The organism is Paenibacillus sp. FSL E2-0177, from assembly GCF_037992975.1.
Classification (GTDB): domain Bacteria; phylum Bacillota; class Bacilli; order Paenibacillales; family Paenibacillaceae; genus Paenibacillus_AQ; species Paenibacillus_AQ odorifer.
On the sequence record NZ_CP150307.1, the window covers coordinates 3336286 to 3354052 of the forward strand.

General features: G+C 40.9%; 16 protein-coding genes. 14 read left to right on the top strand and 2 right to left on the bottom strand.

All coding sequences use genetic code 11. The annotated features are described in order from the left end of the window. Window positions 1-24: 24 nt before the first annotated feature. From cysC to MHI25_RS15085, 9 genes are all read left to right on the top strand, one after another. Window positions 25-591 (top strand): adenylyl-sulfate kinase, encoded by a 567-nt coding sequence (gene cysC / locus MHI25_RS15045; RefSeq protein WP_339810446.1) that lies wholly within the window; start codon window positions 25-27, stop codon window positions 589-591. A gap of 166 nt (window positions 592-757) precedes the next feature. Further along, entirely contained in the window at window positions 758-1528 is a 771-nt protein-coding gene (locus tag MHI25_RS15050; RefSeq protein WP_340395602.1) for a flavodoxin family protein, read from the top strand. A gap of 76 nt (window positions 1529-1604) precedes the next feature. Beyond that, window positions 1605-3989 carry a polyprenyl synthetase family protein gene (locus tag MHI25_RS15055; protein WP_340395603.1) on the top strand — a complete coding sequence of 795 codons (2385 nt, stop codon included), beginning with the start codon at window positions 1605-1607 and terminating at the stop codon, window positions 3987-3989. 166 nt (window positions 3990-4155) lie between these two features. Then, window positions 4156-4653, top strand: a complete 498-nt coding sequence (locus MHI25_RS15060) for an RNA polymerase sigma factor (RefSeq protein ID WP_076125874.1) — start codon at window positions 4156-4158, stop codon at window positions 4651-4653. Window positions 4654-4670: 17 nt separating this feature from the next. Next, a complete protein-coding gene (locus MHI25_RS15065) occupies window positions 4671-6152 on the top strand; it encodes a DUF4179 domain-containing protein (RefSeq protein ID WP_076184553.1) in 1482 nt (493 codons plus the stop codon). Window positions 6153-6210: 58 nt separating this feature from the next. After that, on the top strand, window positions 6211-6837 hold the full coding sequence (locus MHI25_RS15070) for an HAD family hydrolase (RefSeq protein WP_076184554.1): 627 nt from the start codon (window positions 6211-6213) through the stop codon (window positions 6835-6837). A 223-nt stretch (window positions 6838-7060) separates the two neighbouring features. After that, entirely contained in the window at window positions 7061-8428 is a 1368-nt protein-coding gene (gene nhaC / locus MHI25_RS15075) for a Na+/H+ antiporter NhaC (RefSeq protein ID WP_340395604.1), read from the top strand. 94 nt (window positions 8429-8522) lie between these two features. Further along, the gene (locus MHI25_RS15080) at window positions 8523-9743 is read left to right on the top strand and encodes a GNAT family N-acetyltransferase (RefSeq protein WP_076302051.1); all 1221 of its coding nucleotides are present in this window, start codon (window positions 8523-8525) and stop codon (window positions 9741-9743) included. An 84-nt stretch (window positions 9744-9827) separates the two neighbouring features. Next, the gene (locus MHI25_RS15085; RefSeq protein WP_248548239.1) at window positions 9828-10151 is read left to right on the top strand and encodes a hypothetical protein; all 324 of its coding nucleotides are present in this window, start codon (window positions 9828-9830) and stop codon (window positions 10149-10151) included. 44 nt (window positions 10152-10195) lie between these two features. On the opposite strand, the gene MHI25_RS15090 is transcribed toward MHI25_RS15085, so the two are convergent. Together MHI25_RS15090 and MHI25_RS15095 are read right to left on the bottom strand one after the other, a co-directional pair. Next, window positions 10196-11071, bottom strand: coding sequence for a deoxyribonuclease IV (locus tag MHI25_RS15090; RefSeq protein ID WP_340395605.1), 876 nt, complete (start codon window positions 11069-11071; stop codon window positions 10196-10198). Between the two features lie 200 nt (window positions 11072-11271). After that, window positions 11272-12303: a M23 family metallopeptidase gene (locus MHI25_RS15095; protein WP_340395606.1), complete on the bottom strand. Its 1032-nt coding sequence runs from the start codon at window positions 12301-12303 to the stop codon at window positions 11272-11274. A 191-nt stretch (window positions 12304-12494) separates the two neighbouring features. Between MHI25_RS15095 and MHI25_RS15100 the strand changes: the two genes are divergently transcribed. From MHI25_RS15100 to MHI25_RS15120, 5 genes are all read left to right on the top strand, one after another. Further along, window positions 12495-13250, top strand: coding sequence for a response regulator transcription factor (locus tag MHI25_RS15100; RefSeq protein ID WP_340395607.1), 756 nt, complete (start codon window positions 12495-12497; stop codon window positions 13248-13250). Next, window positions 13247-14998, top strand: coding sequence for a HAMP domain-containing sensor histidine kinase (locus MHI25_RS15105; protein WP_340395608.1), 1752 nt, complete (start codon window positions 13247-13249; stop codon window positions 14996-14998). The genes MHI25_RS15100 and MHI25_RS15105 overlap by 4 nt, the downstream gene beginning before the upstream one ends. A 195-nt stretch (window positions 14999-15193) precedes the next feature. Next, complete coding sequence (locus tag MHI25_RS15110; RefSeq protein WP_076184560.1) at window positions 15194-16060, top strand: SDR family oxidoreductase; 867 nt, start codon at window positions 15194-15196, stop codon at window positions 16058-16060. 212 nt (window positions 16061-16272) lie between these two features. Then, a complete protein-coding gene (locus MHI25_RS15115) occupies window positions 16273-16818 on the top strand; it encodes a CueP family metal-binding protein (protein WP_076125722.1) in 546 nt (181 codons plus the stop codon). Between the two features lie 413 nt (window positions 16819-17231). Then, window positions 17232-17744: a DinB family protein gene (locus MHI25_RS15120; protein WP_076184561.1), complete on the top strand. Its 513-nt coding sequence runs from the start codon at window positions 17232-17234 to the stop codon at window positions 17742-17744. Window positions 17745-17767: the final 23 nt, after the last annotated feature.

The following is a 17767-nucleotide window of genomic DNA, read 5'->3' on the forward strand; positions in this document are numbered from 1 at the left end:
TCATATAGAAAGGGGCGTCTTAGAATGAATAGAAAAGATTGGGAGCTGTTGAACGGTCATAAAGCAGGAGTGTTTTGGTTCACAGGATTATCAGGTTCAGGAAAAAGTACACTAGCACAACAAGCTGAAAAAGAATTGTTTAAGCAAGGCATCCGATGTGCTGTGATCGACGGCGACCAGCTAAGAAAAGGTTTGAATATTGATTTAGGCTTTTCAGAAGAGGATCGTAAAGAAAATATGCGTCGCGCAGCCGAAGTAGCATCTATGTTTTTGGATCTAGGCTTTATAGTGCTTGTCCCGATGATTTCACCTTCTTCAGCTGCTAGAGAAGCGATTAGATATCGTTTTCAGTCTGGCGAGTTTGCAGAGATTTATGTGCAATGTTCATTAGAAACCTGCGAACAACGTGATCCTAAAGGGCTGTATAAGAAAGCTAGAAAAGGTGAAATTCGTGAGTTTACAGGTATTGATGCTATTTATGAAGCCCCTGAACATGCCGAATTGACAGTTAACACAGAGATTTACGATATGGAGAGCAGTGTGAATCTGCTAGTTGATTTTGTTACACATAATTACGCTAAAAAGATATAGAGGGAAGTTAACAGAAGCCTGGTCAAGTCGGGCTTCTTTTTTTTGCATTCTCAAATGGAATTATATCGCATAAAAGGGATCAAGGTGCTACAATATGAATGAATAAAATATTATTCATTCATATTGATGGGTGTTATTCAAAATATGCATATATGGAGGGGTTCAAATGAAAAAAGTTACTGCATTTATTGGGAATCAACAAAAGCATGCGACCTTTGAAGCGGTTTGTGAATTTGGCAATAATTTAAAAGCATATGGTGATATTGAATTTGAGTATGTCTTTTTAAAAGATTATCGGCTTGAATATTGCCGGGGCTGCAAGATATGTTTCAATAAAGGTGAGGAATATTGTCCACTAAAGGATGATCGCGATGTATTGATGGAGAAAATGATCCATTCTGACGGAATTATTTTCGCCACGCCTAATTATGCATTTCATGTATCGGCACCGATGAAGACCCTCTTGGACCGGCTTGCTTTTGTATTTCATAGACCTCGATTCTTCGGGAAAACCTTCACGGCTATTGTCAATCAGGGGATCTTTGGAGGCAGCAAAATTGTGAAATACCTTAGTAATATGGGCGAGAATTTCGGATTTCAAGTTACAAAAGGCTGTGTCTTGACTACTTTGGAGCCAAGAACAGAAGTTGCGCAGAAAAAAATGACGAGACAAATAAAGAAGGCCTCCGAAAGATTCTATAAGGACCTTATGTCGCCCAAGACTCCAGTTCCTTCTTTTCTCAGATTAATGCTGTTTCGAATGTCACGTACAAGTATAAAAACAATGCTTGATGATCATTCCAAGGATTATCGTTATTACAAAGAACAAGGCTGGTTTGAGTCGGGTTATTATTATCCTGTTTCATTGGGTCCTATAAAAAGGACAGCGGGTCTGATCTTTGACTTTATTGGGAAACGTATGGCGAAGAATTCGTAACCATAAAGACACTTCTCCGTATAAGATATGAACATGACCGACAATTAACCAAAAGAGAAGTTGAGGTAATCCACCTATGAATGTGAATGTAACCGATCATGCCAATTCAGCCTATTCGCTAGCCGAGCAGAGGGCGGCTCAGTATTTTATTTCACTGCAATTGCAGTTCAAAGAACAAACTTATGTATCTACTCTCACTGAAGATATTCAATTATGGAAAAAACATCATATTCATCGCCGCTCATGGTTGTCATTTTTCTCTAGAGGGAAAAGGAAACCTGATTCGCAGGATTATCATAGGTATATAGGCTGGCTGAATCTTAACGGTAAATTGGATGATTATTTAGATCGCAGCGTGTCCTATTTATATATGAGGGATCTGGGCAAAGCCTTGGATTCTACTGATACACAAAACAGGATTAAGCGAATGGTTGCTGACATTAGATCTCAATTGATCCCAGACGATTCAACAACGATAAGAGATCAATCGGAATTTATGAGCTTGGCAGGAGTATATCGCTGGGCGCAGAAAGAAGGCGTCGAGACCGCCACCATCTGGGTGATCGACAAGCTAAAGAACGTATCAACCCAAATTCCGCAGGAAATGAATGCCGAACAAGCGCAGCGTAAGTTAATTAAGATCATTATCGGGGTCATTCTGCATGTAATGGAGGAAATGGGGGAGAGTACCCCACCTTTGGAACGTTCTAAGAAGCTTAGTGAAGCCATTAGACTTGGTTATTCTTATGGGCTGACTTACCCTTTTATTGATGATCTTCTCGATTCCAGTGTCTTAACGGTTCAAGAAAAAGAGCAATTTTCCCTCATGATACGCGACGCTATCCTTACTAGATCTGTGCCTGACCTTGGAGAATGGTCCGGAGAGAACATGGAATTCATTCGATACGTACATTCGGAGCTTAGTGAAGCTTTCGAATATATTAAAAGCTATCAACGTCCAGAAATGCAGAACATATTCTTCGAGCAATCCTTTGTGTTTTTTCAATCTCAGGAGCTGGACCGTGTTAAGGAACTTTCCAATGCTAAATACACCAATGAAGAGCTTTATATCCCCATTATCTTAAAATCCTCTTCTTCCCGTTTAATTGTCCGATCCGTTATTAGTGCACCTACAGATGATGGATTTGATCAACGCACTTTTTATTATGGTCTTTACAATCAACTGGCTGATGATTTTGCAGATATGTTTGACGATATGAAAGAGGGAGCGGTAACGCCGTATACCTATTTTCTGAAATACCGTGATCAACGTTCAGATTTGATAAACCCTTTTGAATTATACTGGACCGTCATCTCTCATCTAATCCATTCCGTATATCACTCCGATGCCAAAACCCGTGAAGTGATTCTAGATCGAGCAATTAACGGTTTGAAGCGTTGTAAAGAACGTGTGGGTACTGAAAAGTATAAAGAGATTATGGAGATCTTTGCTTCGGGTCAACCCGAATTTAATCGTCTCGTGCAGCAAATGGTGTTGAAAGCTGATGATGTGGATTTTTTTGACAAACTACTAAGAGATCAAATGCTCACGAATTTAAAAAACAACAAGCAGGAAAAGGTGGATTTTCACAATACGATTCAAAAGGTTCGTGGTGAAATCAACAATCAATTGCCGATTAATAAACCTGTTGGGACACCAGCTATGAAAGAAATGTTAATTGATGCAGCCAATTATAGTTTAGAGGGTGATGGCAAGCGAATACGACCTATTCTGACTTGGGTTATGGGGGTGAACGAATACGGATTAGACAGCGCGGCAATTGTGCCGCTTTTGAGGTCTTTGGAATATATGCATACTGCATCCTTAATTTTCGATGATCTGCCCTCTCAGGATAATGCCCCCACTCGAAGAGGCCGTTCAACTCTACATGAGGTGTATAATAGCGCAACGGCAGAATTGACAGGACTCTTTCTAATTCAGAAGTCGATTGAGGAACAGGCATCCCTTTCTACATTCGATGCTAAATCCGTAATTGCTTTAATGCAATATTCAGCTCAAAAGGCGGAAGATACCTGCATGGGGCAAGCAATGGATTTAAATTCTAAAGGAAAAGCATTGACGCTAGAGCAATTAAATATGATTTGTTTCTATAAGACGGGCATTGCGTTCGAGGCTTCACTAGTTATGCCAGCGATTCTCGCACAGGTTAAGGAGACAGAAATTGAAGCTTTGAAGAAATTCGCTTATCATGCGGGGATTGCTTTTCAGATTAAAGATGATTTACTCGACTTGGAAGGGGATTTACAATTACTGGGTAAGCCCACAGGGCAGGATGTTGAGAATAACAATGCAACGTTTGTATCCATTCTGGGTTCAGAAGGCGCTAGAAAAGAGATGTGGGAGCACTATTGTCTTGCCATGGAGGCGCTAAAAGAGATCCCCCGCAATATCAATTTTTTAAAACATCTATTGAATTATATGGTTAATCGTGATCGATAAATATGAAAATGGAGTGTTGGCATCTTTGCCAGCACTTTTTTATGAAAAAAATCAATCGTTTTTACGTTCAACTCCGTCTTACTTATAAGAACATCAGAACGATGACTTTATCCTAATACCGACACTGACAAAAAAAGAGGGGGTGTGGTGAGTGGTGGATAGGACGATGGACGAGGTCAGAATGGTTGATTTTGCCCGAATGGATGAGGAAGTTTTCTTTAAACGCCTGTATGTGGAGCATCGGAAAATGTACACCGTCGCTTATAGTTATCTACGGACAGAAGCGGACGCGTTAGAAGTTGTACAAGAGGCTTCATGTCGAGCCTGGATGAAACGTAAGAAGCTTAAAGATGAACAGTCATTTACACCTTGGTTGATTCGAATTACGATCAATTGCTGTATGGATGAACTACGACGAAAAAAACGAGTGATTCCTACGGAGAAGCTGGCAGAGGTTGCAACTCAGGAAATGAAAAGTAACGACCGGATTGATCTGGAACGTGCTCTGAACCGATTAAAGCCCAAATATCGGCATGTGGTACTTCTTAAATATTACAATGACATGACTACAATCGAAATCGCAAAAGTGCTAAAAAAACCTGAAGGCACAATCAAAACCTGGTTACGCGAGGGACTTAAACAGCTTCGTAATGTGTTGAAGTGATATAGGAGGTGAATAGAGTGACAGATAAAGAAGATCGTATTTTGCAGAAAAATGTTGATGAAATGAATCAGAATACTGAAACTTTACAGGAAATGAAAATTTATAACGCGATGCGAAAGGGAATTATGGAAGGAAAAAAACGTGAGAAACGCCGCGTTTATACCGCAGGTTTGGGAGTGATCGCAGCTGCAGCCGCAGCCCTATTATTTACATACTCTTCAATCGGGTTACCGGCCAAGGAAGTGGCTCAACCTTCAGTTCAAACCGCCAGCCCTAAAAATACAGATGATTTTGCAGCGTATCGTTCATTTTCAAGGTTAGAACCAGCGCTTGCTAGTGCTCTGGAACAGAATCTCGTGATGCCGGTGGGTCAGAGCGCGGAAAACAAGGGGTACCGAGTAGATGTAACTGGTGCAGTAACAGATGGAAGGAAGGTGTATATTCTATACAGTGTTCAGAACAATACAGACAAAGAAGTTATACATGCGAATTTTGCGCTTCAATATGAAGGCATACAGGAGTCGAATCTACATAAAGGTGCTGCACTAAGTATGCTTGCCAGCGATAACCGAATTCAACCAGGCCAGTCTAAGGATTTTATATACACTACTAGTCTTTCACCAACGGTTAAATATCCAAAGGAAGTAAACTATAATGTCATTCTCACTGAAACTTCAGATAAGGCGCTACAATCCAGTAGTAATAAGTACCGGACTAATCTGGATGTTGCTTTCGAACTTAATCCTGATATGCTCAAAGCACAGGAAAGAATTCTAAAAACGGATAAAACGCTGACAGTTGACGGGCAAAAGATTAAAGTGAATCTAGTGCAATATACACCGCTTAGTACCTATGTAGATTTGGAGTATGATCTGAACAATGATAAACAAATTTTTCAATTGATTAATCCAGTTCTGATTAATACAAATGGGGGAGCTACCGAAAAATTATTTTACCCCGACATCGTCAACTCTGACAATTCTGAAGTCTATTCGGACAACACCAAGTTTACGCTGGTGTTCAGGAACAGCCAGAGCAGCCTAAACCGTCAGCCAGACACCGTTTCATTAAAAACCTTTGGTATCTCGGCAGTGGAAAAGAATAAAATGAAAATTGTTGTCGATCTCAATAAGCAGCAAATCATTGAAGCACCGGGAAGCGGCCTTGAGCTTGTTTCTCCAACGCAAGAGAATTATGCAGATGAAGGAGAGATCTTGTTACGGCATACAATTACTGATGCCGAATATTTAAAATACTATACTAGACTTGCTGAGACTTTTACTGATGCGGAAGGAAATGTGCATAAAAGAGCAATCAAAACAACTTCGGCAGGAAACTTCGGTGGCTACATGACTTCAAAGGAGGGTACAGCCGTGGATGAAATGCGTTATACTTTTGGAAAGGGAGCGAAAGATTATCCTCAACCCCTAACGATTACGCTAGAGAAATATATCAATCCGATTATGGATACACAAGCCGTAGAGTTATTTTCTAAGTAATAGATTAAGCTTAACGATTAATAATCTTGTATTTGTTGTAATCCTATAGGAGGTAGTTATGCGTAAATATAACACTGTAATCTTTGATGTGGATGGAACCTTAATTGATACAGAAATCGCTGTTCTGAGTTCTCTGCAAAAGATGTTAAAGGTGGATCATAACAGAGAGTATGAATTGTCAGAGCTCTATTTTGTGTTAGGTATTCCCGGTTCAGCTTCATTACCACAACTTGGGATCGAAGATATTCATGAGGGCAATGAGAGATGGAATGTTTTCATGAAAGATTTCTATGATACTATTAACATCTTTGACGGAATTGTAGATGTAATGAGTTCATTACAGTCAAAAGAGATCGTTCAAGGAATTGTGACTTCCAAGACAAGAGCTGAGCTAAATGATGATTTCGTTCCATTTGGCTTAACTAAATATTTATCATATACCGTTATCGCAGAAGATACAGCAAAGCATAAGCCACATCCAGACCCCTTGCTAGAATTTATTAGAGTATCAAAAGCAAACCCTGAATCATCTATTTACATAGGGGACACGATTTATGATTATGAATGTGCACGAGATGCTGGTGTCGATTTTGGATTAGCTTTATGGGGATGCAAGCAGCATGAGCATATTCCCGCGAAATATAAATTTGAAACTCCGCAGGATATTTTAAAGCTGCAATTGTAAAGTGAATAGGATGAATATAAAGCAGAGCGGCATTTTGCCCTCTGTTTTTTTAATGGAAAAACCTTCATTGTATGTTCTTAACATTGACTCTTCTCTATCTTATCGTTAATATTACCTCTGTGCTTCATTGCCCAAAAGCCTAAAAGCTTAAAAGCTTAAAAGTAAGGAAGCGCCGCAATCTCCGAATTTTATCCCAATCACAATGTTAAGGAGCACTATCGTTATGGACCGTCAGCTTAGTTTTTCAAAAAGTATGATTATCATCGCTTTTATTTTTGCACTTCTTTTTGTATCTATTTTCCTATTAAAAGCAGAACCTCATATCCCCCTTCTCGCAACCACAGTTGGCACAGCAGTCTTATTGGGTTTATTTGGCGTGTCATGGAAAGATATTGAGGCAGCTATCATTAAAGGCATCCAAACAGCTATAATGCCCATTCTTATCCTCATGCTAATCGGAATATTGATCGCTGTATGGATGATGAGTGGTACGGTGCCTACACTTTTATTTTATGGTATGGATTATATTAATCCGAACTACTTTGCAGTAAGCGCGTTATATGTCACAATTGTCGTCTCTATGTTTACTGGAAGCTCATTCACCACCGTTAGCACGATCGGCGTAGCTTTGATGGGTATTGCTTTGACGACAGGGATTTCTCCCACACTTGCTGCTGGAGCGATCATTTGCGGAGCTTGTTTTGGTGATAAAATGTCACCCTTATCCGATACGACGAATTTTGCACCTGCAGTGGTAGGTATATCCTTGTTCACACATATTCGTAATATGATGTACACAACGATTCCGGCGCTTATAATAACTACTGTCTTTTTCTTGTTCGCACCAAAAGCCGATGCGATTGATTTATCGTCGATTCAGGGGATTAAGTTTGCTCTACAAGATGGATTTCATATCCACTGGTTGACTTTGATCTCACCACTTGCCGTTATTATTTGCTCAATCAAACGAATCCCAATCCTTCCTACACTGATAGTTGGTATTGTTACTGGTCTTCTAGTGACCGCTATTATTCAGCAGCAGGCAGAAATCGGTGTCTGGTTCAGTGTGATGCAGAATGGATACGAAAGTACTATTGCCAATGAAACCGTTGCTTCTATCGTTAACCGAGGTGGAATGCAATCAATGATGAGTTCCGTTTCACTTATCTTGATTGCTTTATCATTAGGCGGACTAATACAACAATGTGGTGTCATAGAGGCTTTTTTTCGCAAAATCATTCAACCCCTCAAACGTAAAAGCAGTATCGTGCTTATGAGCGGCGCATCATCCATTGCGGTTAATGGGATGACTGGTGAACAGTATCTTTCTATTTTGTTGCCTGGTCAAATGTTCAAAGATGAATATAATCGCCGAGGCATTCCAGCAAAGACACTATCCCGTACGTTAGAGGATTGTGGAACCCTTGTTAATCCTTTAATTCCTTGGGGAGTTAGCGGTGCTTTTTTCGCTGCTACACTAGGTGTGCCGGTAATTGAATATATACCTTATGCCACCCTTTTGTGGTTAAGCCCATTCATCACGTTTGCGTATGCTTTGATCCCGAAGCTGCAAAAGAACTCGTTAGGCTAACCTTCTCTGAAAGAATGTATTTATTGTACGGATATTAAGAATAATAAGAGTGATTTCTGATTTATATCTGGGGAATTCAGCGGGGGTATTGCTAGTGAGTCGCAATAAGTTGCAGGATAGAATCAGGTTAGCAAATGTCGAGACTAAACATGCAGAGCAATTTAATAATTTATTACGTTATGTATTTCAAGTGACGAATCGTGATTTACAAATCTTTGGTTGGGAAAATCGTGAAATCACCCAAGCGAAGCTGCCAGTTCTAAAGTATGCTGATGTGGTCGGTTGGTTTGATGGTGATAAATTGATTTCACAGTTAGCAGTATACCCATTTCAAGTAAATATTTTTGGGCGAATTTATGAGATGGGTGGCCTGACGGGTGTTGGAACCTATCCCGAATATGCTAATTTAGGTTTAATGAATAAGCTGATGTTGCATGCATTAACTAAAATGCGGGGCCGCAAGCAATCAATTTCTTATCTATTTCCGTATTCTATTCCGTATTATAGGCGGAAAGGCTGGGAGATCATTACCGATAAAATCTCATTTGAAGTTCCGGATACCCAGCTGCCGAAAACTAAAAAAGTTCCTGGGAACGTGGAGCGGGTAACTATTGAACATCCAGATATCAAGGAGATATATGATCAGTTCTCCATGCAGCATCATGGAGCTATGCTTCGAAATAAGTTGGCTTGGGAAGAATATTTACGCTGGGATCTGGATGAAATGACAGTGGGCATCTACTATAACAATGATGATTTGCCCACAGGGTATTTGTTGTATTGGGTTGCTGAGGAGATCTTTTACATCAAAGAAATGGTATATATTAACGAAGAAGCTCGCGTGGGATTATGGAACTTTATAAGTGCACATTTTTCGATGATTACTCTTGTCAAAGGGGATATTTATAAAGGGGAGCCGCTTTCCTTCGTTTTAGATGATGGTGACATCAAGGAAACCATTGCTCCTTATTTTATGGCCCGGATAGTGGATGTGCAATTATTTATCGAACAGTATCCGTTTAAAAAACAGGATAAAGATGGTTGCCTTATCTTCACCTTGAGTGATCCGATGCTGGAATGGAACCGGGGTACATTTACGCTTAATGTGGATAAGGATGGAACAGGTATTTTGCACGCAGGAGGGACTAACCCTTCCTTGTTGATTGACATTCCTACTTTAACCACGATGTTAATGGGCTATAAGCGACCTACCTATTTGGCTAGGATCGGTCGGATCCAGGCAGATGAAGCTACAGTTCAATTCCTGGAAGGGTTAATCAGGCCAGAACATCCTTATTTCTCTGATTATTTTTAAAAAGCATACTCTAATGAGTGTGCTTTTTTGTTCTTTTATAGTAGAATTGATTCTCGGCAACACTAAATGATATGGGGTGTAAGAATGGCGATTAATTTCACCAAACCAATGATCCAAAGGTTAGAACAAGAAATCATAGAGGTAGAGAGCAAACTCAAAAACGTGAAGAACAAAAAGGAAAAATCCAAATTCAAAATTAATCAATTAGAACAGGATATGAAATTTAGCAAGTCTCACACAGATTTGAGCAGTAAAATGACGCGAATCAAAAAGCTTAACGATGAAATTAAAAACATGAATCGCCTGCAAGCTGATCTTTCCAAAGAATTAACAGCAAAGAAAAACTCGTTAAAAAAACTCCAGCTAAATGGAACCGCACCTATTACAATTGATTCCACAAAAGGATAGTCGATCATGGCTGCACAGATGAAAAACCGCGTAATTGGCGGTTTTTATTTTTTTACCAGCTCATTTGTTTCTCCCCTTAACAAGGAAATCTCATGCTTATAGGGTGCGTTTACATATTTCTTTTCACCGATGGAGGGAGTCTCTAGGAGTTTGGGAATGGTTGATAGTTGAGGATGGTGGACCACATATCGAAGCGCCTGAAGGCCGATATATCCGTGTCCTATATTTTCGTGCCTGTCTTTATGTGAGCCCTTGATATTCTTTGAATCATTGACGTGAATTACCTTTAGTCGCTCTATTCCGATCAATCGATCAAATTTATCCAATATGCCATCAAAATCTTCTTTTACGTTATAACCGGCATCATGGATATGGCAAGTATCCAAACAAATTGATAGACGCTCATTATGGGTCACTCCATCAATAATAGCTGCAAGTTCTTCAAAAGAGACTCCACATTCACTACCTTTTCCAGCCATAGTTTCTAATGAAACCTGAACATTTCGTTTATCTGTTAGCACTTCGTTTAAGCCTTCCACGATCCGAGAGATTCCAGCTTGAGAGCCAGCACCAACATGGGAGCCAGGATGTAGGACGATTTGGGTTGAACCCAAAGCTTCTGTTCTTATGATTTCTGATTGAAGAAATCCTATACTATGCTTAAAGACCTGTGCCGAAAGTGTATTTCCTAAGTTAACAATAAATGGAGCGTGAACAATAATATTAGAAATACCGTTATCTCTCATATGAGCATGTCCCGCTTCAATATTCAAAGCTTCAATGGGTTTGCGGCGTGTATTTTGTGGGGCTCCGGTATAAAAAAGGAAGGTGGTCGCTCCATAAGAGGCTGCCTCTTCACTAGCTCGAAGGAGCATTTTTGTTCCGGTCATAGACACATGAGAGCCTAGGAGTAAAGACATCGGGGTTGACACTTCCTTTCCTCTGAAAAGAGAGCCATATTTAGTCACTATATATCCTATATGTCTATTATTATTTGTGAATTACCCGGATTATATGTATTGGTATTACAAGAAAGTAGGATGTTTTTTAGGGAAGATCAAGGTTGTCTCATCTGATTTATTATTTATGAGAGACAACCTTAGCGACCCGGAATTTAGCGCTAATTAGCGGCGGAAATAGTCTCACCTTGAATTGGTTTTAAATTTTTCTCCCATTTAACTCTGATTGCCCGGGAAGTGAATAGATCAGCTCCATCTGAGATTTGGAAGTGTAGATGGGCCTCGCTCGTATTACCAGAATTACCTGTTAAGCCAATAACTTCACCTTTTTCGACTTTATCCCCCGGTTTTACAGTAACTGACCCTTGTTTGAGATGCGCCAAATGACTATATTCCCCGCCATGATCAATGACAACGATATTTCCGGTAGCTTGATTCGGATTCATGACCCCAACTGGCTCATTGTCTTTAATGTCATTCACAACCGATACAACGGTGCCGTCCGCTGGAGCGAGAATGTTTTTGCCAAAGGCATAATAGCTTTCATTTTTTAGTGGATCTCCTGTATAGGAATAGTTATCTTTGGTTTGGATAAAATCGTAAGCGTACCGCTGGATTTCTAACTCATAATGATAATTCACAAGCACATTTTCACCACCCCAAAATACATACCAATCTCCCTCAAACGGCAGTGCGTATTCATGTTTGCTTAGTACATTGTCGGTTTCAGGAGAAGGGGTAAGCTCTTGAACTTGAATTAATGTAATCGTCCCATCCGTATCAAACATCCCGACAAGCCCCTTATTGCCAGCATCACTAACCCATGTGCGTCGATCAAATCCATTAAGCTGCATGGTCGATGCCTTTTCCAATGTATGGATACCCTTAGTGAATTCTATTCCTGTCTCTGTTAATTCTGCTTCACTTATTTCATCTTTTAAAGGCTGATTAAAGCGGGCATACAACTCCTTGTACTTCCCGTCCAGTAGAATCTTTGATAGTTCATCTGGAGCAAATCCGCTCAGAATGGCAGCTGTGGCCGGGCTTGTTGTCTGCTCCGCCTTTTCAGTAGTCGGCACATCTGCATTCTCTCCTCCACAGGCAGCCATTAATAAAGACAATGACCCTACAGCCAAGGCAGTTCTTGTATTCAAAATAACTTTATGAATGATTTTTTTAGGTTTTTTGTTCATATATATCGCCTCCCAGTATTACGATTGTAGCAGTCTATCCTTAGCGCTTCTGAAATTCTATATTAACACTTACATAATTTACTAGCTATATAATGAATACGAATTAAGCTTCCGTTAAGATTAGTAAGATTGCTAGCCAAAAAAATCATGCTATGATGATAAAAACGTCTATTGTGAAAGGGAAAATTTATATGAATGAGGCTTCAATTTTATTGGTTGATGATGAGGTATCGCTTTTAGACATTATGGAGACAGTGCTGCGTAAGGAAGGCTACGCCAATATAGATACAGTGCAAACAGGTGAAGAAGCAGTAAGTGCCTGTGAATCCAAAAAATATGATTTAATTGTGCTGGATGTAATGCTGCCCGGACGAAGTGGTATCGAAATCTGCCCTTTTATCCGTCAGACGACGGATGCCCCTATTCTTTTTCTGACTGCTCGAACGTCTGATTTCGATAAATTAACGGGATTTGCTATAGGCGGAGATGATTATATTACCAAGCCCTTTAACCCGCTTGAAGTGGTGGCTCGTATAAGAGCACAACTGCGGAGATATTTTGCTTCTGCTAACCAACAGGCTACTGGCAAGAGTGTAGAAATAGTCCCCCATAATTCTGCAAATGTATATGATTACGGAAGGTTTAAGCTAGATGAGACAGCGGGAGAACTCCTGGTAGAGGGTCAGTCTGTTGCTTGTCCGGCACTTGTATTTCAACTGCTGGTCTTCTTATGCAAACATCCCAATCAGATTTTCAGCAAAAGTGAGTTATATGAGAAAGTATGGGGCGATGAAGCACTGAGCGATGATAATACGGTCATGGTTCATATTCATCGAATTAGAGAACGTATCGAAGCAGACCCGTCCGATCCAAAATTTATTGTTAACGTTAGGGGTCTTGGTTATAAGCTGGTGAAGGTAGACCGCCAGGAGTTGTCTATGCCATGAATATCAAACGTCGGTTAACGTTAAGGTTCGTTCTACAGCTAGCAATTACGGGAATGGTTGTTCTCGCTATTGCAGCAGTAACGTTTACTTGGATGCTGTTGCGTTTTCTCGATATCAGTATTACGCGTGATTTTGCGAATGTTGGCTTAGAGCAACTGGTTGAATCCTCCAAAATTGATGAGAAGGGCATTCAATTTTCCCCGAGCTTGCTGGAGCAAGTGAAGAAGAATAAGGGCTGGCTGCAAAACATCGATGAAAATGGAAAAGTTGAAAGTGCCTACAACACTCCAAAAGATGTCCCAATTCAATATGGACCGGGTGAAGTAGTCGCCTATTGGACAGGGACTCAGCCTTTTCGGTATACTCTGGCTGTATGGATTCAAGAGAAAAATGGGAGACAATTCACGCTTCTTTATGGCGCGCCAAATATACTAGATCCTCTGTTAAAAAAAATGAGCGAAGGTACATTTGATGCAGTAGATGGAGATCTGGTTCTGCCTGATTCGATTGAAAGAGAAATTAAATCATCACAGGCTTTTGTTCAACTCATCGATTCATCGGGTACGGAGCTGCTCTCCTATAATAGGCCAAAGATGATTCCCACCAAGTACTCAGTGCCAGAGCTAGCACTACGCACTCTCTACAGTGAACGTTACGGCTATCATGTCCGATCTTCTTTTGATAAACAAACGGGCCAAACATGGATCGTTGGACAACCGAACGTAAAGGGTGCAGATACAGGACAAAAGGTATGGGTACCTGAAGAGGTTAAAATTGTTATTAAAGGCTCATTAGCGATGCTCGCGGCTTTATTGCTTGCATTTATATTGCTTTCTTTATGGCAAGCTCATAGGTTTGGAGCGCCAATGCTGCATATGCTTGTATGGCTCGATTCCATTGGAAATGCCATATATACAGAGCCTATGGACCGTAAAGGAAATCGTCGTAGTCGAACCCACGTAGGTAAATGGAGGCGGAGATACCGGGTTTTTTCTGATGTTATGGTATCCATAGAGAAATTATCTGCTAATTTGCAGAGAGATCAGGCGTTGCGGCAACAAACAGAGAATTTGAGGGAAGAATGGATCGCAGGTGTTACACATGATTTAAAAACTCCTTTATCTTCTATAACTGGTTATGCCCATTTACTGGCGGAGCCTTCGTATGATTGGTCGAAAGAGGAAGTTCGCAAGTTTACAAGGACGATGCTGGATAAATCAGCCCATATGGACATGCTGATCAGTGATCTTGCCATGACCTATCGGCTAAAAACAGGGATCAAGCCACCAGAGCTGATGGAGGTGGAATTGAACTCTTGGCTACATCAAGCCCTTGATCAAGCTGCTGCAAATCCCGAATATGGGAAGCAACGAATTATATTTGTGCCGGCACCAAACGAAGTGAGAGCCCGATTGTATACTCCATGGCTAGAGCGGGTGGTCAACAATTTGACTGCGAATGCTTTACTTCATAACCCCTCGGATACGATTTTAACGGTTTCGCTTACTATGAATGATTTGGACAGTGGATTTACTATTCAATTTTCCGATGATGGCGATGGAATGGATGAAGTCACACTTAACCGTCTATTTGAACGTTATTATCGAGGAACGGACACGGTATCTAGCTCCAACGGATCCGGCCTTGGCATGGCGATCTCCAAGGGATTAATCGAATGTATGGAGGGCAGAATTGCTGTTGAGAGTAGCCCTGGACAAGGGACCATTATTAAGTTGAGTTGGAGCTAATCATAGAACCAGCGTTTTTCCTAACGGAAATGACGGTGGTTTTTTTGTTCTGAATATAATTTTTTAATTCTCCTGTTTATTATCCAGCCAGAGTTGGGATCATAAATAAGTTGACATCCAAACTGATTGTAACTACAATAGTTACAGGTAGTGGTTAAAATAAATTTATCATCCTAATTTGAGGAGGAAGTAAAAATGAAAATAGCAATAACAGGAGCAACAGGTCAATTCGGATCATTGGTGATAGAAGCTTTACTTAAAACTGTACCTGCAGGTGATCTTGTAGTTAGTGTGCGGAACCCAGAAAAAGCAAGTGATCTTCAGGCACGTGGAGTGGAAGTCCGTCATGGTGATTTTGATCAACCTGAGACGCTGGAATCAGCATTTGCCGGTGTGGATCGATTATTAATTGTATCTGCAGATGGTGATAATGAAACCCGGATTCGTCAACATAAAGCAGCTGTTGCTGCTGCGGAAAAAGCAGGCGTCGGCTTCATTGCCTACACAAGTGTAGGACAAGCAGACAAGAGTGAGCTATTTCTTGCTGAAGTTCACCGCATCACCGAAGAAGCTATTCGCGCAACTGGCATTCCTTACAGCTTCCTCCGTAATAACTGGTATTTGGAGAATGAGATCGGCTCCATTCAAGGTGCTCTAGCAGGTGCCCCATGGGTGACTTCAGCAGGGAATGGTAAAGTTGGCTGGGCTACACGCGGAGATTATGCAGAAGCTGCAGCAAATGTTCTGACAGGTGACGGACATGAGAACACAGTGTATGAATTGTCTGGCAACCCTTTAACACAAGAGGAATTGACTGAGATCATAGGCAGTGTAATCGGTAAAGAAATCAAAGTAATCCAGGTTGACGACGAGGCTTATGCCAAGACCATGTCGGAGGTGGGTGTCCCAGAAGCTGCGCTTCCAATAGTTGTAGCTATACAACGTGGGATTCGTGAAGGTTGGCTTAATATTGAAAGTAGCGATTTAGAGAAACTGCTGAAACGTTCAGCTACTCCTCTTGCGGATGTCATTCGTGTTATGGTCGGTAATTTACAAGCATAATAATATAAAAGATAAAAGGCTTCCTCGAGGTTGAAAAACCAGTGAGGAGGCCTTTTTTTGTGTTGATAGAGGATGAATCAAATACATAACTTTTCACTATTTTGCCTTGTTCATAATTGTGTTAGTTTAGTTTAACTAGTTATACTAAAAGAAATGGAAGATACTTTGAGTGAGTACATAATCTGGCGAATAAGCGAAGGAGATGATTACAAATGAAAAGAAATATCTTGGTGGTATCGGGAGCGGCGGTTGTTGCATTAGGTGCGTATTTGTTATTGGGAGGTATCGATAAGGATACGCCTTCAGCACAAGATACAACCGACATTAAGCAATTAGTGCAAGAATATAGTTCAAGCAGTCTGGAAAACCTGTCCGCGTCTATCACTTCTGAGCAACTTATTGTAACCGATAGTAACAATAAAGAGAAAACTTACGACTTGCCTAAAGATGAGTTTTTTGTTTCTATAGCTCCATATGTGGAGAATACGCATCCTTGCGCAACACATAGCTTGACTGGCTGCCAAGGGGAATTAACGGATGATGAGTTTAAAGTATATATCGAAGACAGCGAAGGCAATGTGATTGTGGATCAAGAAATGAAATCGCTATCTAACGGATTTATTGATCTTTGGTTACCCCGGGACAAAAAATATAACGTAACCATTGAGCAGGATGGAAAAGCAGCAAAATCTGAGCTTTCCACTTTTAAGAGTGATAATACATGTGTTACCACTATGCAATTGGCAGAAAGTATCTAAAAAGTTGCAGAGAGAAGACTTGAAAAACGAATGCTCAGCAGGATGTTTCTTAAGCGATGTCGAAGTCGTTATTCATAATCCAATTAGATCTTCCTTCTGATGTATTCTGTATTGGACTTTCGCCAAATGTCCATCGTATCGGACTCCATTGCAGCTATTTTAGATTTTCGCTGCATTTTTCAAGCTTATCGGACTGCATAGCTCTTATTGGCTTGTATTGGCACAGAATTGGAGTGTATTTAGGGAAATAACTGCATCTGGGTCCGATAACCTGGTGAAATGCTATAAATCTACGAAATAAGTGCACCTCGGTCCGATCTAGCGGAGAGTTAGAAAGTGTTTGGGAAAAGAAATCAAAAGTATCACACGAATGATCAAAAGAAATTGCTTTACAGAAGAGAGGAGAGAGATGAATGGTTAAAGAGCTGATCATTGGGGATGTTTTGCAAGAGCTGGCTGGTACACGTCGGATACTGGAGAAGCTGCCTCAAGAGAATATGACATGGAAACCACACTCTAAGTCAATGAGCCTGGGTGGGCTGGCCACACACCTCGTTAACCTTCTGAGCTGGCAATCTGCAATTCTACTTTACTCGGAGTTTGATTTGGCATCTGTGGCATATCGACGAGAAGCACTGGAGAGTCCCGACGCGGTTCTACAAGAGTTCGACCTGAAAGCTCGTGAGATTGAGGAATTAATTACTGCAAGCAATGTGGAGATGCTCGGCGCGGAGTGGACCTTGCGGAACGGGGAGCAGATCATCCGTCGTCAGACACGGGCAGCTGCGCTTCGTACCATCGGATTGAATCATATGGTTCACCACCGGGCGCAGCTTGGAATTTATCTGCGGCTGCTTGACGTGCCGGTACCTGGTCTTTACGGACCCTCGGCTGATGATTTAGAATTAGCAAACGGTGAAGGTTGATAAGTGAGGAAGCCCTGCACTGC